General features: G+C 68.5%; 18 protein-coding genes and 2 tRNA genes. 14 read left to right on the plus strand and 6 right to left on the minus strand.

What is annotated here, in order from left to right:
• Positions 1-9: 9 nt before the first annotated feature.
• The 3 genes from ACT53Q_RS16525 to sodB all read right to left on the minus strand — a co-directional run bounded on the left by ACT53Q_RS16525 (position 10) and on the right by sodB (position 1926).
• The gene (locus tag ACT53Q_RS16525) at positions 10-555 is read right to left on the minus strand and encodes a CcdC protein domain-containing protein (protein WP_476187747.1); all 546 of its coding nucleotides are present in this window, start codon (positions 553-555) and stop codon (positions 10-12) included.
• Positions 556-673: 118 nt separating this feature from the next.
• Positions 674-1102, minus strand: coding sequence for a hypothetical protein (locus ACT53Q_RS16530; RefSeq protein WP_476187748.1), 429 nt, complete (start codon positions 1100-1102; stop codon positions 674-676).
• A gap of 245 nt (positions 1103-1347) precedes the next feature.
• The gene (sodB, locus tag ACT53Q_RS16535) at positions 1348-1926 is read right to left on the minus strand and encodes a superoxide dismutase [Fe] (RefSeq protein ID WP_476187749.1); all 579 of its coding nucleotides are present in this window, start codon (positions 1924-1926) and stop codon (positions 1348-1350) included.
• Positions 1927-2126: 200 nt separating this feature from the next.
• On the opposite strand from sodB, the gene grxD reads away from it, so the two are divergent.
• The 5 genes from grxD (at position 2127) to ppnN (ending at position 9094) form a co-directional block, all read left to right on the plus strand.
• The gene (grxD, locus tag ACT53Q_RS16540) at positions 2127-2447 is read left to right on the plus strand and encodes a Grx4 family monothiol glutaredoxin (RefSeq protein WP_476170148.1); all 321 of its coding nucleotides are present in this window, start codon (positions 2127-2129) and stop codon (positions 2445-2447) included.
• Positions 2447-3187: an SDR family NAD(P)-dependent oxidoreductase gene (locus ACT53Q_RS16545; RefSeq protein WP_476187750.1), complete on the plus strand. Its 741-nt coding sequence runs from the start codon at positions 2447-2449 to the stop codon at positions 3185-3187. The genes grxD and ACT53Q_RS16545 overlap by 1 nt, the downstream gene beginning before the upstream one ends.
• Positions 3184-3792 carry a MarC family protein gene (locus ACT53Q_RS16550; RefSeq protein ID WP_476187751.1) on the plus strand — a complete coding sequence of 203 codons (609 nt, stop codon included), beginning with the start codon at positions 3184-3186 and terminating at the stop codon, positions 3790-3792. The genes ACT53Q_RS16545 and ACT53Q_RS16550 overlap by 4 nt, the downstream gene beginning before the upstream one ends.
• Positions 3793-4088: 296 nt before the next feature.
• Entirely contained in the window at positions 4089-7541 is a 3453-nt protein-coding gene (locus tag ACT53Q_RS16555; protein ID WP_476187752.1) for a TonB-dependent receptor, read from the plus strand.
• A 164-nt stretch (positions 7542-7705) separates the two neighbouring features.
• Positions 7706-9094 carry a nucleotide 5'-monophosphate nucleosidase PpnN gene (gene ppnN / locus ACT53Q_RS16560; RefSeq protein ID WP_476187753.1) on the plus strand — a complete coding sequence of 463 codons (1389 nt, stop codon included), beginning with the start codon at positions 7706-7708 and terminating at the stop codon, positions 9092-9094.
• A 27-nt stretch (positions 9095-9121) separates the two neighbouring features.
• Here the strand turns inward: ppnN and ACT53Q_RS16565 are convergent, their stop codons facing one another.
• Positions 9122-10183 carry a sensor histidine kinase gene (locus tag ACT53Q_RS16565; RefSeq protein ID WP_476187754.1) on the minus strand — a complete coding sequence of 354 codons (1062 nt, stop codon included), beginning with the start codon at positions 10181-10183 and terminating at the stop codon, positions 9122-9124.
• Positions 10184-10338: 155 nt separating this feature from the next.
• Here ACT53Q_RS16565 and ACT53Q_RS16570 point away from each other — a divergent pair, with 155 nt between their 5' ends.
• The 6 genes from ACT53Q_RS16570 to ACT53Q_RS16595 are packed head-to-tail and all read left to right on the plus strand — an operon-like array spanning position 10339 to position 16665.
• Positions 10339-10947: a GspH/FimT family pseudopilin gene (locus tag ACT53Q_RS16570; protein WP_476187755.1), complete on the plus strand. Its 609-nt coding sequence runs from the start codon at positions 10339-10341 to the stop codon at positions 10945-10947.
• Positions 10947-11417, plus strand: a complete 471-nt coding sequence (gene pilV, locus ACT53Q_RS16575; RefSeq protein ID WP_476187756.1) for a type IV pilus modification protein PilV — start codon at positions 10947-10949, stop codon at positions 11415-11417. The genes ACT53Q_RS16570 and pilV overlap by 1 nt, the downstream gene beginning before the upstream one ends.
• 5 nt (positions 11418-11422) lie before the next feature.
• A complete protein-coding gene (locus ACT53Q_RS16580) occupies positions 11423-12475 on the plus strand; it encodes a PilW family protein (RefSeq protein WP_476187757.1) in 1053 nt (350 codons plus the stop codon).
• A complete protein-coding gene (locus ACT53Q_RS16585) occupies positions 12472-12996 on the plus strand; it encodes a pilus assembly PilX family protein (protein WP_476187758.1) in 525 nt (174 codons plus the stop codon). Before ACT53Q_RS16580 ends, ACT53Q_RS16585 begins: the two co-directional genes overlap by 4 nt.
• Positions 12997-13009: 13 nt before the next feature.
• The gene (locus ACT53Q_RS16590; protein ID WP_476187759.1) at positions 13010-16219 is read left to right on the plus strand and encodes a pilus assembly protein; all 3210 of its coding nucleotides are present in this window, start codon (positions 13010-13012) and stop codon (positions 16217-16219) included.
• A gap of 5 nt (positions 16220-16224) precedes the next feature.
• A complete protein-coding gene (locus ACT53Q_RS16595) occupies positions 16225-16665 on the plus strand; it encodes a type IV pilin protein (protein WP_476187760.1) in 441 nt (146 codons plus the stop codon).
• A gap of 135 nt (positions 16666-16800) precedes the next feature.
• On the opposite strand, the gene ACT53Q_RS16600 is transcribed toward ACT53Q_RS16595, so the two are convergent.
• Together ACT53Q_RS16600 and ACT53Q_RS16605 are read right to left on the minus strand one after the other, a co-directional pair.
• A tRNA-Asn gene (locus ACT53Q_RS16600) sits at positions 16801-16877 on the minus strand.
• A 73-nt stretch (positions 16878-16950) separates the two neighbouring features.
• Complete coding sequence (locus ACT53Q_RS16605) at positions 16951-17511, minus strand: GspH/FimT family protein (protein ID WP_476187761.1); 561 nt, start codon at positions 17509-17511, stop codon at positions 16951-16953.
• A gap of 155 nt (positions 17512-17666) precedes the next feature.
• Between ACT53Q_RS16605 and uvrB the strand changes: the two genes are divergently transcribed.
• From uvrB to ACT53Q_RS16620, 3 genes are all read left to right on the plus strand, one after another.
• The gene (gene uvrB / locus ACT53Q_RS16610; protein ID WP_476187762.1) at positions 17667-19697 is read left to right on the plus strand and encodes an excinuclease ABC subunit UvrB; all 2031 of its coding nucleotides are present in this window, start codon (positions 17667-17669) and stop codon (positions 19695-19697) included.
• Complete coding sequence (locus tag ACT53Q_RS16615; RefSeq protein ID WP_476187763.1) at positions 19694-20320, plus strand: hypothetical protein; 627 nt, start codon at positions 19694-19696, stop codon at positions 20318-20320. Before uvrB ends, ACT53Q_RS16615 begins: the two co-directional genes overlap by 4 nt.
• An 86-nt stretch (positions 20321-20406) precedes the next feature.
• Positions 20407-20481, plus strand: a tRNA-Val gene (locus tag ACT53Q_RS16620).
• Positions 20482-20542: the final 61 nt, after the last annotated feature.

The raw sequence follows: 20542 nt of genomic DNA on the forward strand, positions 1-20542 counted from the left end.
CGCGGGCGATCAGAGCGTCGTCGGTGGATTCGACGTTGAAGACTGCGGAGCCGCGGGCGCCTGCAGGTGCTTCATCTGTACCATCAGCCCGGCGATGTGGATCAGCGAGTAGGTGATCAGCGCCATCGCGATGCCGAAGGTCACGCCGCTGGGCGCGGCCTGCGCCGCGGCGAATCCGCCGTGCTGCGTGAATCGCCACGCCAGCCGCCCGAGCAGCAACGCGCTGAGGGCGCCGCCGATCCACGGATTCGGCGTGTAGGTGCGCTGCCCGCCGACGAGCGCGACGTGCGTGTGCTTCAGGCCGAAGTAGCCGAGCACCGCGCCGCAGGCGAGGCCGATGCCGATCGCCGGCAGCGTCTGCGGGATCGCGATGCCGGCGATCGCCAGCATCAGCACCGCCAGCGACAGGAACACCAGCCGGATCCAGGCGCGCGTCGGCCGCCATGGCTGCACGCCGAAGTTGCGCCGGATGCGCCGGTACATCGCGAACGCGATCAGCAGCGGGAAGACGTAGGGCGCGATCGAGAGCGGTGCGGCGGGCGCGGGGACGGCCATGACGGTTCACGGAGGGCGGGACGAACCCGCAGTGTCGCGTGCGCTGCGGCCGGTGCCCAGTGAGCATTGTCATGCGCCGGCGATGGACCGGCGCATGACGGACGGCGCGAACGCGTGCTCAGCGGCAGCGGCCGTAGCGGTCCGGCGAGGCGCCCGGGCCACCGCGCCGGCCCGGCGGGTTTTCCCAGTTGGTGCCGGGGCCGCCGACCGGGCCCGGCGGGTTGCGGTCGTTGTCGAACCAGCAGCGCTTCGCCTGGTTCCAGAAGCCGTAGCGCGGGTGCCAGTAGCCGAAGCGCGGATTGAAGTAATAGCCGCCGTCGCGGATCGCGAACGTGTAGCGGACGCCGTGATGGCGGTAATAGCGCGTGTCCGGCGAGGCGCCGGGACCCCCGCGCCAGCCGGGCGGGTTTTCCCAGTTGGTGCCGGGGCCGCCGGCGGGGCCGGGCGGGTTGTTGTCGCGGTCGTGCGGGCGATCGTGCGCGGACACGCCGCCGGCGATGGCGAACGCGAGGGCGGCGACGGAGAGCAGGGAAGCGAAGCGACGCATGGTGGACTCCTGTTGCGGGGTGGCCACCGGGAAATGCCTGCGAGGGTCGTTGCGTTGACCCGCCGCCCGGCCGCATTCACGACGCAGCGGGATAGCTGTCGCGTCGATGAAGCGTCGCGCGTGCGACGTGTCAACCGGATGCACCGATGAAGGTGCGTCAACGAAAGGATCGATCGAAGGGAAGGGCATCAACGAAAAACGGCCGGGTGTCCCCGGCCGTTTCGCGTGCGCGGCAACTGCGACGCTTACTTCATCTGCGACGCGACGAAGTCCCAGTTCACGAGGTTCCAGAACGCCTCGACGTACTTCGGACGCGCATTGCGGTAGTCGACGTAGTACGCGTGCTCCCACACGTCGCAGGTCAGCAGCGGGGTGTCGTCGCCGGTGAGCGGCGTCGCGGCGTTGGAGGTGCTGACCAGCGCGAGCGAACCATCCGGACGCTGCACCAGCCAGGCCCAGCCCGAGCCGAAGGTGCCGATCGCGGTCTTGGTGAACTCTTCCTTGAACTTCGCGAAGTCGCCGAAGGCCTTGGCGATGGCCTCGCCGACCTTGCCGGTCGGCTCGCCGCCGCCGGCGGGCTTCAGGCAGTTCCAGTAGAACGTGTGGTTCCACACCTGCGCCGCGTTGTTGAACATGCCGCCCTGCGACTTGCTGACGATCTCCTCCAGCGACAGGTCGGCGAACTCGGTGCCCGCGATCATGTTGTTGAGGTTGGTGACGTAGGTCTGGTGATGCTTGCCGTAGTGGAAATCGATGGTCTCGGCCGAGATGTGCGGTTCCAGCGCGGTGCGGTCGTAGGGCAGGGCGGGCAGTTCGATGGCCATGGGAAATCCTTGTGTGCGGGAAGGGGCGGTTCCGGCACGCCAGCGGGGGCGGCGGCGACGGGACAGCCCCGGCGGAGTGGGGTCGGCACCCGGCGGAGGCAAGCCCGGGACCGCGCGAACGATTACAATGCCCGATTCTACCCCCACCTTCGCCGCAGCGGTTTTTTGCACGATGCGGCCACCTCCTGCAGGAGATTCCCATGCCGGTGTTGGAACGCATCCAGTCCGAGATCGAATCCCATCCGATCGTCCTCTTCATGAAGGGCACGCCGCAGTTTCCGATGTGCGGTTTCTCCAGCCGCGCGTCGCAGGCGCTGAAGGCTGCCGGTGCCAACGGCTTCCACAGCATCAACGTGCTGGAAGACCCCGAAGTCCGCGCCAACCTGCCGCGCTATTCCAACTGGCCGACCTTCCCGCAGTTGTTCATCAACGGCGAGCTGATCGGCGGCTGCGACATCACGCTGGAGCTGTACGAATCCGGCGAACTGGCGCGCATGATCGCCGAGGCGCAGAAGGCCTGATGACCGCGACGGAGCCCGTCGCGGCGGGGGCGCTGCGGGATCGCGTAGTGCTGGTCGCGGGCGCGCACGGCGCGCTTGGCCATGCGGCCGCGCTGGCGGCGGCGCGCGAGGGCGCGACCGTGGTCCTGCTCGGGCGCAAGGTGCCCAAGCTCAACCGCGTGTACGACGCCATCGTGCGCGACGGCGGCGAGGCGCTGCTGTATCCGCTCGACCTCGAAGGCGCGACGCCCGACGACTACGCCGAACTGGCGCAGCGCATCGCCGACGGCCCCGGGCGGCTCGACGGCCTGCTGCACTGCGCCGCCGATTTCCGCGGGCTGACGCCGCTGGAGCATGTCGATCCCGCCGCGTTCGCGCGCACCCTGCACGTGAACCTTACCGCGCGCTGGTGGCTGACCCAGGCCTGCCTGCCGCTGCTGCGCGCCGCGCCCGATGCCGCGGTGGTGTTCGCCATCGACGCCGCCGCCGCGCAGGGCGGCCCGTACTGGGGCGCCTACGGCCTCACCCAGTCCGCGCTGTCGACGCTGGTGTCGACCCTGCACGAGGAGCTGCGCAACACGCCGGTGCGCGTGTCCGGCCTCGCGCCCGGGCCGATGCGCACACCGCTGCGCGCGAAGGCCTACGTCGAGGAAGAGGACGTGCTGGCGCGCGATCCCGCCGTGCTCGCGCCGGCCTGCGTGCACCTGCTGTCCGCCGCCGGCGCCGACCGGCGCGGCACGATCTGGTCGCCGTCGGCGTGAGCATCGCCTCCGCCGCGCTGCTGCTGTTCCTGATCCTCGACCCGCTGGGGAACATCCCGGTGTTCCTCGGCCTGCTGCGCCGCCTGCCGCCGCCGCGGCAGCGGGTGGTGCTGGGGCGGGAGCTGCTGATCGCCCTCGGCGTGCTGATGCTGTTCCTGTGGTGCGGCAAGTACGCGCTGGACCTGATGCACCTGCGCCAGGAGTCGGTGTCGATCGCCGGCGGCATCGTGCTGTTCCTGATCGGCATCCGCATGATCTTCCCGCCGCCGGAAGGGCTGATGGGCGAGATCCCGGACGGCGAGCCCTTCATCGTGCCGATGGCCATCCCGCTGGTGGCCGGCCCCTCGGGCATGGCGGCGGTGATCCTGATGGGCAGCAACGAGCCGGCGCGCCTGGCCGACTGGAGCCTCGCGCTGTTGATCGCCTGGGCCGGCACGGCGGCGATCCTGTTCTCCGCCACCGTCCTCTACCGCTGGCTCGGCCAGCGGGTGCTGACCGCCGTCGAGCGCCTGATGGGCATGCTGCTGGTGGCGATCTCGGTGCAGATGCTGATGGATGGCATCGCCACCTATCTGAAGGTCCAGCCGCTGGTGCCGGTGCCCTGATCGACATCGTGTGACAGCCCTGTGCGCCTAGTCGGTTGCCGGGCCACCTTCAAGTGCTTTGTGAAGAATATTCATTCAATTCTTTCAATGACTTACATGCCGGAGACACGGTCACGGCACTGTCATCTCCGCGTTCTATCGTGTTAACCTATGGTTAACCCGGATCTGTCCGCGCGGCACGCCTGCGGGGCTGGGGCAAGGGGCCGGACAATCTCGAATCTGGTGGATCGCGACGCTGGCACGTTCGCGATCCTCTCGCACGTCAACGCATCGTTTCTCCACCGAGGCCTAGAGCAATGAACCACAGCAACCGTCTCCGACTTTCGAAACTGTCGATCGGACTCATCGTCGCGCTCGCCGCGGCGCCCGCGTTCGCCCAGAACACCACGGCGGCCGTCGGCGGCCAGGTGCTGGGTTCGGACGGCAAGCCGCTGGCCGGCGCCGACGTCACGATCGTCCACACGGAGTCGGGCACGGTCAGCCGCGTCACCACCGACGCCAACGGCCGCTACATCGTCCGGGGCCTGCGCGTCGGCGGCCCGTACACCGTCACCGCGAACAAGGACGGCGCCGGCACCCAGAGCGAGAACGACGTCTACCTCGCCCTCGACCAGACGTCCTCGGTTGACATCTCGCTCGGCGCGCAGCAGCTCGAGGCCATCCAGGTGACCGGCAGCGCCGGCGCCAACGTGTTCAGCTCCGACAAGATGGGCGCCGGCACCGCGATCAGCCGCGCCGACCTCGACAAGTACGCGTCGGTCCAGCGCAACCTGCAGGACTACGCCCGCTTCGATCCCCGTCTGTCGCAGACCGACAAGGAGCGCGGCGAAATCTCCGCTGGCGGCCAGAACTCGCGCTACAACAGCGTGACCATCGACGGCGTCGCCACCAACGACACCTTCGGCCTCGAAGCCAACAACCTGCCGACCGCCAAGCAGCCGATCTCGATCGACGCGATCAACTCGGTGCAGGTCAACATCTCGAACTACGACGTCAGCCAGAAGGGCTACACCGGCGCCAACATCAACGCCGTGACCAAGTCGGGCACCAACGCGTTCAAGGGCTCGATCTACTACGTCTACCGCGACGAGAGCCTGGCCGGCGACCGCTACAACCGCACCAGCGACTCGTACTTCGCCCCGCCGGCGTTCGAGGAAACCACCAAGGGCGGCACCCTCGGCGGCCCGCTGATCAAGGACCGCCTGTTCTTCTTCGCCGCCTACGAAGAGCTCAAGAGCACCCGTTCCTCGCCGGAATTCGGCCCGCTGGGCGGCTCCCGCACCAACGTCGCGATCACCCCGACCGCGATCGCCGGCGCGCAGTCCATTGCCCAGAACACCTACAACGTCGACATCGGCCAGGTCGACGCTTCCGCCGCCGAGCTCGAAGTGAAGGACGCGCTGTTCAAGCTCGACGCCAACATCGGCGACCGCCACCGCGCCAGCCTGCGCTGGAGCAAGACCGAGCAGTCCGATCCGATCTATCCGAACTTCTTCAACAACCTGATCTCGCTCAGCTCGCACTGGTACAGCCAGGAGAAGACGATCGAGACCTACGTCGGCCAGGTGTTCTCCGACTGGACCGACAACTTCTCGACCGAGTTCAAGGTCTCGTACCGCGACTACAAGAGCACCCCGGTCAACAACTCCGACCTGCCGCAGATCCGCCTGAACTTCGCCGGCGCGCTGCCGCCGGGTTCGCCGGCCGTGTCGTCGACCAGCGCCGGCCTGATGTTCGGCACCGAGCGCAGCCGTCACTTCAACGACCTCTCGACCGAGACCTGGAACTACTACGCCGCCGCCAACTGGTTCGTGGGCAACCACAACCTGAAGTTCGGCGCCGACTACGACGACAACACCGTCTACAACGCGTTCCTGCAGGACACCAAGGGCAACTACACCTTCGGCTGCATCAACACCTCGGCCAGCTTCACCTACCAGTTCAACGGCGGCGCCGCGCTGTCGTGCAACACCGCGACCCGCGCCCAGAACGAAGCGGCCGTGCTCGAGAACTTCCGCCGCGGTCGTCCGACGAGCTACCAGGTGCAGGTCGGCGCGCCGGGCTTCAACATCAACGACGGCGTCGCCAACTGGGACTACCAGAACCTCGGCCTGTTCCTGCAGGACACCTGGACCGTCAACGAGCACCTGACCCTGACCGCCGGCGTCCGCGTCGACCGCAAGGGCATGGGCGAGTCGCCGCTGTTCAACGCCGCCGCCGCCGCCGCGCCGGTGAAGGGCGCGCTCAACGGCTCGACCACGCCGCAGAACGGCACGGTCGTCCGCGCCACCGGCGGTTTCGGCCTGCGCAACGACGTCACCCTCGACGGCGACAACCTGATCCAGCCGCGCTTCGGCTTCAACTACACCTTCGACAGCGAGCGCGCGATGCAGCTGCGCGGTGGTTTCGGCCTGTTCGAAGGCGCTGCCGCCAACGTGTGGCTGTCCAACCCGTACTCGAACACCGGCATCGCGACCCGCATCATCGGCTGCGGCATCAGCGGTTTCGCCGCCTGCCCGGGCACCGACGGCCTGTTCACCCCGAACACCGGCGCGCAGCCGAGCAGCTTCACCGGCGCCACGCCGGCCGCCAACGTCGACTTCCTCGCCAGCAACCTGCACCAGCCGTCCGTGTGGAAGGCCAACCTGGCGTTCGAGCACGAGCTGCCGTGGTGGAACATGGTCGCCAGCGTCGAGTACATCCGCACGCAGGTGAACGACGGCATCTACTACCGTCACCTCAACCTCGGTGAGCCGACCCGCCAGGGCAAGGACGGCCGCAATCTCTACTACACCCCGCAGGGCTACAACCAGGCCTGCTGGAACGTCAGCGGCTCCAGCAACAGCTCCGGCGCGACCTGCACCGGCTTCCGCAACCGCGCGCTCAGCAACGCCAGCTTCGCCAACGTGCTCGTCGCCGAGCGCACCGGCAAGGGCTGGGGCGACAACCTGACCTTCTCGCTGGGCGGTCGCTTCATGGACGACTGGTCCTGGAACCTGGGCTATTCGTTCACCCGCGCCAAGGAAGTCAGCCCGCTGACCTCGTCGGTGTCGAACTCGAACTGGAACTCGGTCTCGGTGTTCAACCCGAACGAGGAAGTCGCCTCGAACTCCGCCTACCTCGTCCGCGACCGCTTCGTCGGCCAGCTGAACTGGGAGCACAAGTTCTTCGGCAACAACAAGACCTCGGTCGGCCTGTTCTACGAAGGCCGCAGCGGCAAGCCGTACAGCTGGATCTACAACAACGACCTCAACGGCGACGGCATCACCAACGACCTGATGTACATCCCGACGATGGCGGGCTCGGGCCAGGTGGTGTTCCGCGACGTCAACGGCAGCGGCAGCGGCGCCGACGAAGAAGCCACCTTCTGGCGCATCGTCAACCAGAACGGCCTCAACCGTTATGCCGGCAAGGTCGCTCCGCGCAACAGCGCCTTCGCGCCCTGGACCAACTCGTTCGATCTGCGCATGAGCCAGGAATTCCCGGGCTTCTTCGACGGCAACAAGTTCCTGGTCTCGCTCGACATCCTCAATGTCGGCAACCTGCTGAACAAGAAGTGGGGCCATATCGACGAGGTCGCGTTCCAGTCCAACGGCGGTCTGGCGCGCAGCTTCGTCAACTACCAGGGTCTGGATGCCTCGGGCCGCTACATCTACGGCGTCGACGGCAACGTCGAGGACTTCGTGACCCGTCAGGCCAAGGGCGAATCGCAGTGGGCGGCGCAGCTGACCGTGAAGTACAGCTTCTGATCCTCCGATCCGAAGCCTGATGCGACACCGAAACGGCCGGGGAAACCCGGCCGTTTCGCTTTCCGGAACCACGTCCCGGCGTTGCGGCGGCAGGTCTGTCCATGCGGGCGGCGCTGGGATACAGTCCCGCGGACACGAACGAAACGACGAACGACAAGCGAGCCATGACCGACCAACACGAACACTCCATCCTCCCCACCGTCGACGCGCACATCTACCCGCGCGGTGCGCTCGACGTGCTCTCGCGCGACGAGGTCGCGCGCCTGCGCGATGCGTCCAGCGGCGGCATGCACGAACTCCTGCGTCGCTGCGCGCTGGCGGTGCTCACCAGCGGCAGCGCGTCCGACGACCCGCGCGCCGCGCGCGAGCTGTATCCCGATTTCGACATCCAGGTGCTGCAGCAGGATCGCGGCGTGCGCATCGACCTCGTCAAAGCGCCGGCGATGGCCTTCGTCGACGGCGAGATCATCCGCGGCGTCGCCGAGCTGCTGTTCGCGGTGGTGCGCGACCTCGCGTACACCGCGATCGAACTGCGCGAGGGCCACGGCAACCGCGACCTCAACACCTCCGAAGGCATCACCGACGCGGTGTTCGGCCTGCTGCGCAACGCGCGCATCCTGCATCCGATCGACCCGAACCTCGTCGTCTGCTGGGGCGGTCATTCGATCAACCGCGACGAATACCTCTACACCAAGCAGGTCGGCTACGAGCTGGGCCTGCGCGGTCTCGACATCTGCACCGGCTGCGGCCCGGGCGCGATGAAGGGGCCGATGAAGGGCGCGACGATCGCGCACGCCAAGCAGCGCCATCGCCGCATGCGCTACATCGGCATCACCGAGCCGGGCATCATCGCCGCGGAGTCGCCGAACCCGATCGTCAACCACCTGGTGATCATGCCGGACATCGAGAAGCGTCTCGAAGCGTTCGTGCGCATGGCCCACGGCATCATCGTGTTCCCGGGCGGCGTGGGCACGGCGGAAGAGATTCTCTACCTGCTCGGCATCCTGCTGCGAGAGGAAAACGCGGGCCTGCCGTTCCCGCTGATCCTCACCGGCCCGGCCGCGTCGGCGCCGTACTTCGAGCAGATCGACAAGTTCATCCGGCTCACGCTGGGCGAGGCCGCGACCTCGCGCTACCGCATCATCGTCGGCGATCCGGCGCTGGTGGCGAAGACGATGATCAACGGCGTGCGCAAGGTGCGCGAATACCGCATCGCCGAGAAGGATTCGTTCTTCTTCAACTGGTCGCTGGAGATCCCGCTGGCGTTCCAGCGCCCGTTCGTGCCCACGCACGAGGCGATGGCCGCGCTCGACCTGCACCACGGCCGCAAGCCGCACGAACTCGCGGCCGACCTGCGCCGCGCGTTCTCGGGCATCGTCGCCGGCAACGTGAAGGAAGACGGCCTGCGCCGGATCGAACAGCACGGGCCGTTCCGCATCTCCGGCGACAAGGACATCATGCAGGCGCTGGACGCGCTGCTGCAGGCGTTCGTCGAGCAGCGCCGCATGAAGATCTCCGGCGCGTACCGGCCCTGCTACGAAGTCGTGGCCTGACGGCCGCGTGCCTGCGTCGGCGCGGGCTCAGGCCCGTGCCGGCGGCGGCAGCCGCACCGTCGCGATGAAGCGACCGTCCGCGGTGGCGACCTCCACGCCGCCGCGGCCTTCGGTGTAGGCCTCGATCTGCGCCAGCGAGGCGGGCAGACCGACGTTGTGCCCGCGCGAGGCGCCCGCCGGTTCCGGCGGCAGCGGGTTCGAGATCACGATGACGGCGCCGCCGTCGTCCCGCGCTTCCACGCCGATGTCGATGTCGCCGCCGCCGGGCAGGCGTTCGATCCCGTGCTTGATCGCGTTCTCGACCAGCGGCTGCAGCGACAGCGATGGCACCCGCAGGTCGGGCATGGGGTCGGGCAGGCGCCATTGCACGCGCAGGCGCTCGCGGAAACGCAGCGATTCGATCTCGAGATAGCGCCGGATCAGCGCGAATTCCTCTTCCAGCGCGATCTCGCGCGAGCCGCCGAGTGCGGCGCGGAACAGGTCGGCCAGGTCGAGCAGCAGTTCTTCGGCTTCGTGCGGGCGGCTGTGCACCAGCGCCGCGCCGGTGTTGAGCGTGTTGAACAGGAAGTGCGGCCGGACGCGGGCGCGGAGGGCGGCGAGTTCGGCCTGCTTGGCACGCACCGCCAGCTGGCGCAGGCGCCAGTGGTTCTGGAACGCGGCCAGCGCGAGCCAGCCGACGACCAGGGTGATGCCGGTCGCGCGGAGGAAGACGTCGTTCCGCGCCTGCACCGGGATGCGCCAGACCTCGCCGAGCAGCAGGTCGCTGACCGCGAACACCGACCAGCAGCTCATCACCAGCAGCCCCAGCGCCAGCCAGGCGATGCGCATCGGCCGGGTGTCGCGCAGCCGCTCGCGCAGCAGGTAGAGGGCGCCGAGGGTCAGCAACGCGACCCACTGCACCAGCAGCGACAGCAGGCCGAAGCGGATCCAGCGTCCCAGCGGCGGATCGCCGGCGAGGGTGAGGACGGCGGCCAGGCCTTCCGCGGCGACGACCACCCAGATCAGCACCTTCGCCTGCCACAGGCTGTCCAGCGGCGCGCCGACGGGCGCCGGATCGAGCGGAGCGGGGGCGTGCGCGGGCTGTGTCATCGGCGCATGATGCCCGGGCCGACGGCGCAGGGGCAGGGGGACCGCTCATGCAGCCGTGCCGGCCGCCCATCGGCCATCGTCTGGCCGCTCACCGGGACCGGGCCTAAGCTCGGTCCATCGATCCTGGAGGCGCAATGCGACCCATGTTCCCGCCCATGTCCCGACGCCGGCCGCTCTCCGCCGCCTGCCGTGGCCGACGCGCCCGGACGGCCGGTTTCTCGCTGATCGAGCTGATGATCGCCGTGTTCGTGATGGCGGTGGCCATCGGGATCTCGGTGCCGATGTTCACCAACGTGGTCAACGGCAGCCGGCTCACCAGCAACGCCAACGAGCTGGTGGCCGCGATGCAGTCCGCCCGCGCTGAAGCCATCCGCCAGAACCGCCGCACCTCCCTCTGCGGGAGCGACGACGGCCTGAACTGCAGCAACACCACGCCGTGGCGCGGCTGGGTCGTCTTCGCCGATGCGAACGGCAATGGCCTCGTCGACGCCGGCGAGCGCGTTCGCTCCGGCAACATCGAGGCGCCGATGCAGGTCCTGCCCAGCGCCAACATCACCGCCGCCAACAACCGCATCCTGTTCCGCGCCGACGGCCTGGCCTACGGCAACGGCGGCATGCTGCTCGAAGCGAACCTCCGGGTCTGCCTGCCCACCTCCAATCCGCCGGAAAACATGCGCGACGTGAACCTCGCCATGGGCGGTCGCGCGACCGTCCGTGCCGCCGTGAATGCCGCAGGCGCCTGTGCGGCGCCGGGGAACACCTGATGGCCACTCCGTCCGCCTCCCGTCGTCTCCGCGCCTCCAGCCGGCGCCGTGCCCCCGCCCGCGGCGTGGGCCTGATCGAAGTCCTCGTCGCGGTGCTGGTGCTCGCCATCGGCCTGCTCGGCGTGGCCGCCATGCAGGCCATGGCGCTGCGCAACAGCCAGAGTTCGCTGGAACGCAGCCAGGGCGTGGTCCACGCCTACACCATCCTCGATGCGATGCGCGCCAATCCGGTCCAGGCGCGCGCCGGCGCGTACAACATCGGCATGACCTGCCTGGCGCCGGGCGGCGGCTCGCTGGCTTCCAACGACATCAACGCGTGGATCACCGTGCTGCAGCAGAACCTCGGTCCCACCGCCTGCGGCCAGATCAACTGCGTCGGGCCGATGTGCACGGTCACCGTGCGCTGGGACGACTCCCGCGGCACCGCGGGTTCCGTCACCCAGACCTTCACCACCACTTCCCGGATATGAGCCGCATGCGCCCCTCTCCGCGTCGTCTCTTCGCGCGCCCCGCGCCCCGCACCGCCGTCCGCGGTCTCAGCCTGATCGAGCTGATGATCGCGATGATGCTGGGCCTGCTGGTGGTGGCCAGCGCGAGCGCCATCTTCCTGTCGAACCGGCAGACCTACCGCGCCACCGAAGGGCTGGGGCGGGTGCAGGAAAGCGGCCGCATGGCCTTCGAACTGATGGCCCGCGACCTGCGCGACGCCGGCGGCATGCCCTGCGGCAACGCCGACCGCACCGAGCCGATGAAGCTGGTCAACGTGCTGGTCAATCCCGCCGGCCAGTGGTGGACCAACTGGAACGGCGGCGTGATCGGCTACGAAGGCGCGGCTCCGCTGGGCAATCCCGCCAACCGCGTCCCCGGCACCGATGCCGTCGACCTGATGGCCGGCGACAGCACCAGCGCGGTGACGGTGCGCTCCGACAACACCGCGGGCGCCTCCATCCAGCTGAACACCGCCGCGCACGACTACCAGGCCGGCGACCTCGTGGTCGCCTGCGACTGGCAGCAGGCCTCGCTGTTCCAGGTCAGCGGCCTCGGTGGCGCCGACCGCCTGAATCACGGCCTCGGCGGCGCTTTCGCGCCGGGCAACTGCAGCCCCGGGCTGGGCTACCGCAACCCGCCGGACTGCAGCGCGCCGGGTCGTGTCCACCAGTACGGCCCGACCTTGCCGGATCCCAACCGTGCCGCCACCGTGGTCCGCCTGCATGCGGCCCGCTGGTACGTCGGCACCACGCCGACCGGCCGCTCGCTGTTCCGCAGCATGGTGGTCAACGAAGGCGCCGGCCCGGTGGTCCGCAACCAGGAAATCGCGGAAGGCGTCAACAACATGCAGCTGCAGTACCTGGTGGCGGGCGCGGCCAACTACGTCGACGCCACGGCGGTCCCGGCCAACAGCTGGAGCGACGTCACCGCCATCCGCGTCGCCCTCGACGTGCTGAGCAACGACCGCGCCGGTGTCGGCGGCGTCCAGCTCACCCGTCGCATCGCCCATACCGTCACGCTCCGGAACCGCATGCAATGAACCGCACCGCACGCCGTCCCGCACCCCCGCATCGCCGCCGCGGCGCCACTCTGGTCGTGGTGCTGATCCTGCTGCTGGTCATGACCCTGCTCGGGCTGGCCAGCCTGCGCAGCACGATGATCGAGGAACGCATGACCTCGAACCTGCTCGACCGCAGCTTGGGGTTCCAGGTCGCCGAAGCGGGCCTGCGCGAGGCCGAGGCCGCGCTCGATCCGCTGCCGCCGTTCCCGGCCGCCGGCTGCAACGCCAACGGCATGTGCGCACGCCCCGATCCCACCGTGGTGGAACGCTGGGCCGACAACGGCTTCGCGGGCTGGCGCACGGGCACCGCTGCCGACGCCAACACCGATCCGCCGCGTTACTTCGTCGAGGAAATGGGCGAAGGCCCCAACTGGCGAGACTGCGACAAGCTGTCCCCGATCCATCCCCTGTGCCTGACGTCGCGCTATCGCGTCACGTCCCGCAGCGAGCAGGCCGGGCGCGCCTCGGTCACGCTCCAGACCATTTACGCCGGCAAATAATCGCGAGGTTGCCGTGAACACTCCTGTCCGCACCGCTCATTCCCGTCGTTCCCGCAAGACCTGGCTGGCGCCGGTGCTCGCATGCATCGCGACGCTCGCCGGGCTGCCGGTCCACGCCACGGTCTCGTTCCCCGACGTGCCGATGCAGACCAACCAGGGCGTGCCGCCGAACATCTGGTTCATCCTCGACGACTCCGGTTCGATGGGCGACACCAAGATGCCCGACAATCCGCCGAACACGGCGCCGAATCCGAACATCCGGCTTCAGACCTATACCCGCAACACGATCTACTACAACCCCAGCCGCACCTACCAGCCGTGGCAGGGCGCGGATGGATCCTTCTTCCCGGTGACGCCCTACAACGCGGTCTGGAACGATACCGACCTGCTGACCAACGTCACCGATCTCAACGGATCGACCCAGGTCTTCTACATCCCGAATGTCGGCATCACGGACTATGGCGACACGCGGCAGTACACGCGCTACCAGTTCCTGACCGACGGCACTGCGAACGCTTGCACGTGGAAGACCACCACGCCGGTCGGTTTCAACACCTGCATCGCGAACGTCACCGTGTTCAACTGGCCGGGTGGCGTCGTCCGCAACCTGGTGCAGGAAAAGCAGAACTACGCGACCTGGTACTCGTACCATCGCACCCGCATCAAGGTCGCGAAGGCCGGCGCCAGCTATGCCTTCAACGACACGACCGTGTTCAATGACGACAACGATTACCGTGTCGGCTTCACCACGATCTGGCAGACCAACGAGTTCCGCATCCCGGTCGCCAACAACGGTGGTCTGTTCCGCGGCAACAATCCCGGCCAGAACCGCCGGGTGTGGTTCGATCGCCTGTTCGCCGCGGACAACACCGGCAACGTCACGCCGCTGATCCCGGCGCTGAGCCGTGCGGGCCAGTATTTCCAGGAAACCGGCACCAACGGTCCGTGGGGCCCGCAGGCGAACGGTTCGCAGTTCGAATGCCGGCAGAACTTCTCGATCCTGACCACCGACGGTTTCTGGAACAACGGCGCCACCACGCTCGGCAACGTCGACAATACCTCCGGCGCGACCATCACCCGCCCCGATGGTCCGGCCTACCAGTACACCGCGCAGGATCCGTTCCGCGACAACTGGAGCAACACGCTCGCCGACGTCGCGATGCACTACTGGAAGACCGACCTGCGGCCGGAAGCGCAGATGGCCAACATCGTGCCGTCCTCGCTCACCGACCCGGCGTTCTGGCAGCACATGGTCACCTTCGGCATCTCGATCGGCCTGCAGGGCAACATGGACGTGCCGACCACGATGGCGCGGGTCCGCGCGGCGCAGCCGGTGGCGTGGACGGATCCCTTCGCCGACACCACCCTCGGCCGCATCGACGACCTGTTCCACGCGGCGGTGAACGGCCACGGCACCTTCGTCGCCGCCACCGACCCGACCCAGTTCGCCGAAGGCCTCGGCAACGCGCTGCGCGCCATCGCGTCGCGCCGCGGTTCGGGTTCGAACGCCACCGTCACCGGCACGTCGACCGCGGGCGGCAACAAGGTCTTCCAGGCGCGCTACTTCTCCTCGACCTGGTACGGCGAGCTGCAGGCCTACAACGTCACCCCGAGCGGCGTGAACACCACGACGCCGGCGTGGACGGCCAGCATCCCCACCTACGGCTCGCGCTACATCTACACGCACAGCGGCTCGGCCGGCACCACGTTCCCGACCGCCGCGCAGTCCACGACCCTCACGCCGACGGTCGTCAACTACCTCGCGGGCGATCGCAGCCTCGAACTGCCCGGCGCCGGCAAGATCTACCGCGAGCGTTCCTCGCTGCTGGGCACCATCGTCGACAGCTCCCCGGCCTACGTGAAGACCTCGAACACGGTCGAAACGGTGTTCGTCGGCGCCAACGACGGCATGTTGCACGCCTTCAACGCCGCCGACGGCGTGGAGCGCTTCGCCTACGTGCCGCGCGGCATCGACCTGCTCAAGCTCAAGGACTACAGCGATCCCGACTACGGCCACCGCTTCTTCGTCGACGGCCCGATCGTGACCTCGACCAAGCGCGACCTGCCGACGCAGACGGTGCTGGTGTCCACGCTCGGCCGCGGCGGCAAGGGCCTGTTCGCGCTCGACGTCACCGACCCCAGCCTGTTCAATTCGTCGAAGGTCCTCTGGGACCACAACGCCAGCTTCGACAACGACATGGGGCAGATCCTCGGCAAGCCGGTGATCGCCAACCTCAACGACGGCAGCACCGCGCTGCTGGTGCCGAACGGCTACAACAGCAACAACGAGCGCGCCGTGCTGTTCGTGCTCGACCTGCGCACCGGCGCGAAGATCGCCGAGATCGACACCGGCGTCGGTTCCGCGGTGGCGCCGAACGGCCTGTCCGCGCCGCGCGGCTGGGACGCCGACGGCAACGGCACCGTCGATTACGTCTATGCCGGCGACTTCCGCGGCAACGTCTGGAAGTTCGACCTGCGCAGCAACAGCCCGGGCAGCTGGAGCACCTACGGTGGCCGTGCGCTATACGAGCCGACGGCGCCCGGCACCCAGCCGATCACCGGCGGCGTGACCGTCGCGGTCGATCCGTCCACCGACAAGCGCTGGGTGTTCTTCGGCACGGGCCGCCTGTTCACCAGCACCGACATCGTCGACACCACCCGCCAGAGCTGGTACGGCGTGATCGACGACGATGCCGCGTCGACGGCCGTGATGCGCAGCGGCATGACCGCGCGCAACATCGCCCAGTACGACGCGGGCACCAAGACCCGCGCCTTCGAACCGCACGCAGCCCTGCCGGGCGGCAGCAAGGGCTGGTACATCGACCTCGATCTCCCGCCCTCGAACACGGTGGAAGGCGAGCGCATGGTCGGCGACCAGCAGATCATCAAGAACGCGCTGATCGCCGCGAGCGTCATCCCGAGCACCAGCGACCCGTGCTACCCCGGTCGCGGCTACGTCAACGCGCTCGACGGTTTCACCGGCACCAGCCTCGACACCGGCTTGTTCGACGTGAACCGCAACGGTACATTCGGCGACAGCGGCGACAAGCTCGGCGGGACCGCGATCGGCTCCCTGGACCTCGGCGTGGGCATGGTCACCGACCCGGCGCTGCTCGACAAACTGCTGGTGGCGGGTGGTTCGCTGGCCACGCTGGCGTCGACGCCGCTGAATCCGGATCTCTACGGCGGCCGCATTTCCTGGCGCGAAATCATCCAGAGGTGACCTCAATGACCCGTTATCCCCGCGCCCCGCGCGCCGCTGCCGGCTTCACCCTGGTCGAACTGATGATCGTGGTGTTCGTCATCACGCTGCTCGCCGCGATCGCCTATCCGACCTACATGGATCAGATCGTCCGGGTGCGGCGCGATGCGGCCAAGACCTGCCTGTCGGAATCGGCGCAGTTCATGGAGCGCTTCTACACCACGAACCTGCGCTTCGACCAGACGCTCGGCGGCGTGCCGGTCGCGTTGCCGCCGTGCAACAGCGGCACGGACGTGACGAACTACTACACGATCTCGCTGACGGCCGTCGGCCAGCGCAACTACACGCTGCAGGCGGCGCCGAAGCCGGCACAGGCGAGCCGCGACGGCACCTGCGGCACGCTGGGGATCGACAACACCGGTACCAAGACCAAGTCCGGCACGGGGACGGTCGACTACTGCTGGTGATCCTGTCGCCGGGCCCCCGGCCCGCCCACGAAAAAGCCCGCTTCGGCGGGCTTTTTCGTGGGCGGGCCATGTCGCGTCGCGTTCGCGGGCGCGCAAAAAGAAAACCCGCGACTCGCGTCGCGGGTTTCCTGAAGATGGCGCCCGAAGTTGGACTCGAACCAACGACCCCCTGATTAACAGTCAAGTGCTCTAACCGGCTGAGCTATTCGGGCGGGGCTGCATATCGTAATGGCCTCGCCCGGCACGATCAAGCGTCTGGCGCCACTTCGCGTACGGCGGTGACGATCACAGCCCGGCGGCGCAGGCCGCCGCCGCGGCCGGGACGGGGCGATCGGCCCGCAGGCGGCCGCCGTTGGAGAGGATCAGCGCCAGCGCATCGTCGGGACCGCGGCGGTCGCAGAGCGTGAACGTGATGTTCGAGCCGGCATTGCCGCCGTACGGCTGGAAAACGAGCCGCGGCCGCCCCGCGCTGCCGGTCAGGCGCACGTCGCGGGGCAGAGCGGGATTGCGATCGAACACGGGCTCGGTGCCGTCCTGCAGGCGATTGCCGTTGGCGTCGACGAAGGCGATCCAGCCGCGGCTCCAGTCGCTGCCGCCGTCGCAGGCGCCGGCGCTGGCCGGGCAGATCACGATCTCGCGGCCGAGCACGGTGGCGTTGCGCTGGGCATCGAAGAGGGTGGCGGTGATCGCCTCGCGGGCGGTGCCCGCGTGCACGCGGGCGACGATGCGGCCCCAGGCGGGGACGGCCAGGCCGAGCAGCAGCCCGAGGACGACGAGGGCGATCAGCAGTTCGAGCAGTGTGAAGCCGGCGTGGCGGCGGGGACGAGCGGGGCAGGGACGGGACATGGCGGGCTCCGGGATGTGAACGTGCGTTCAGTCTCCCGGCGCCAGCGCTCGCACGGGATCGGCCCAACGCCCGGCCGGGGGTAGGAAAACGCCGCGGACGTCGCCACGCTAGACTGTCCCGTTGGCTTTTCGCCGTCCGCCCCCGACCCCAGCCGATGAACGACCGCACGCCCGTCGATGCCGACTTCCAGCTCGTGGCGCCCTACGCGCCCGCCGGCGACCAGCCGCAGGCCATCGCCCAGCTGATCGAAGGCTTCGAGAGCGGCCTGGCGCGGCAGACCCTGCTCGGCGTCACCGGCTCGGGCAAGACCTACACCATCGCCAACGTCATCCAGGCGGTGCGCAAACCCACGCTGGTGATGGCGCACAACAAGACCCTGGCGGCGCAGCTCTACGGCGAGTTCAAGGCGTTCTTCCCGCACAACGCGGTCGAGTACTTCGTCAGCTACTACGACTACTACCAGCCGGAAGCCTACGTCCCCAGCAGCGACACCTACATCGAGAAGGACAGCTCGATCAACGAACACATCGAGCAGATGCGGCTGTCGGCGACGAAGGCGTTGCTGGAGCGACGCGACGCGATCATCGTCTGCACGGTGTCGGCGATCTACGGCCTGGGCGACCCGAACGAATACTTCCGCATGGTGCTGCACATGGTGCGCGGCGAACGCATCGACCAGCGCGAGCTGATCCGCCGCCTCACCGAGATGCAGTACACCCGCAACGACACCGAACTGCGCCGCGGCACCTATCGCGTCCGCGGCGAGGTCATCGACGTGCATCCGGCGGAATCCGACAGCGAGGCGCTGCGCATCGAGCTGTTCGACGGCGAGATCGAGCAGCTCACGCTGTTCGATCCGCTGACCGGCGAGAGCATCCACAAGCTCCAGCGCTACACGATCTATCCGAAGTCGCATTACGTCACCACGCGGCGCACGGTGCTGGAGGCGATCGAGGCGATCAAGGTCGAACTGCGCGAACGGCTGGAGCACCTGTACGCGGCGAACAAGCTGGTGGAAGCGCAGCGGTTGGCGCAGCGCACCCAGTACGACATCGAGATGATGGCCGAGGTCGGCTTCTGCACCGGCATCGAGAACTACTCGCGGCACCTCACGGGCCGCATGCCGGGCGAGGCGCCGCCGTGCCTGTTCGACTACCTGCCGCCGGACGCGCTGCTGGTGGTCGACGAATCGCACGTCACCGTCCCGCAGATCGGCGCGATGTACAAGGGCGACCGCTCGCGCAAGGAAACGCTGGTGGAATTCGGCTTCCGCATGCCGTCGGCGCTCGACAACCGGCCGCTGCGGTTCGAGGAATGGGAAGGCCGCGCGCCGCGCACGATCTTCGTCTCCGCGACGCCCGGCAAGTACGAGGTCGAGAAATCGGAAGGGCAGGTCGTCGAACTGGTGGTGCGCCCGACCGGCCTGATCGATCCCGAGGTCGAGATCCGCCCGGTCGCGACCCAGGTCGACGACCTGCTCGGCGAGATCCACGAACGCGTGGCGATGGGCGATCGCGTGCTGGTGACCACGCTCACCAAGCGCATGTCCGAGAACCTCACCGAATACCTCGGCGACCACGGCGTGAAGGTGCGCTACCTGCACTCCGACATCGAGACGGTGGAGCGCGTCGAGATCATCCGCGACCTGCGCCTGGGTGTGTTCGACGTGCTGGTCGGCATCAACCTGCTGCGCGAGGGCCTGGACATGCCCGAGGTGTCGCTGGTGGCGATCCTCGACGCCGACAAGGAGGGCTTCCTGCGCTCGGCCGGCTCGCTGATCCAGACCATCGGCCGCGCCGCGCGCAACGTGCGCGGCAAGGCGATCCTCTACGCCGACAGCATCACCCGTTCGATGAAGGTCGCGCTCGACGAAACCGCGCGTCGCCGCGAGAAGCAGGTCGAATACAACGCCGAGCACGGCATCGTGCCAACCTCGATCAAGCGCGAGATCATGGACGTGATGGAAGGTGCGCGCAGTGCGCCCGCGCCCGGCGAGAAGAAGGGCCGCGGCGCGCGCGTCGCCGAGCCGGCCGAGGATTACGCCGCGCTCTCACCCGCGCAGGCGCAGGCGCGCATCGCGTCGCTGGAGCAGCGCATGTACCAGCATGCGCGCGACCTGGAATTCGAGGACGCGGCGCGCGTGCGCGACGAGATCCGCCGCCTGAAGGAATCCAGCCTCGGATGAGGGCGGACGTCGGGCCCGCGCGTTTCCCGCGGCTCGGCTGGCTGGGCCTGCTGTGGCTGGCCGTCTATCTGCCGGTGTACGCCTCGGCCTACGGTGCCCGCAATTTCCTGTTCCTGTGCAACATCGGCGTGATCCTCACCGCGATCGGCCTGATCGCGCGCAGCCGGCTGCTGGTCTCCAGCCAGGCGGTGGCGGCGCCGGTGATCGCGCTGGCGTGGATGCTGGACGCCGGCTGGAAGCTCGCCACCGGCGAGTTCCTGTACGGCGCCACCGCCTACATGTGGGATCCCGCGTTTCCGCTGCCCGCGCGCCTGCTGTCGCTGTACCACGTCGCCTGGCCGGTGCTGCTGTGGGCGGTGCTGCGCCGCATCGGCTACGACCGTCGCGGCTGGCCGCTGCAGGCGACCATCGCGGCAATGGCCATCATCGCCGCGCGCGTGGCGGCGCCAGCGTCGGAGAACATCAACTTCGCGTGGACCGATCCCTTCCTCGGGCGCCAGTTCGGCCCGGCCTGGTTGCACCTGGCGATCTGCTGGGGCCTGCTGTCCGTCGTGGCCTACGGCCCCACCCATGCGGCGCTGCGGCGGCTGTTTCCCGATCCGGGGCCGTCCGCAGGCACGTGAGCCGGCGATGGTTCCTTCCCGCCGGGACTGGTGTTACCATGTGCGCCCTCTCGGGACCGCCGGACATCGTCCAGCGTGACCTCGACGGGCGGTTAGCTCAGCGGTAGAGCACTACCTTGACATGGTAGGGGTCACAGGTTCGAACCCTGTACCGCCCACCAACCTGAAACGGTTGAATGTCCGGACGGCTGGCACCTCGGTGCCGGCCGTTTTCGTTTGTGC

It is taken from the genome of Lysobacter sp. DMC97 (assembly GCF_056313745.1).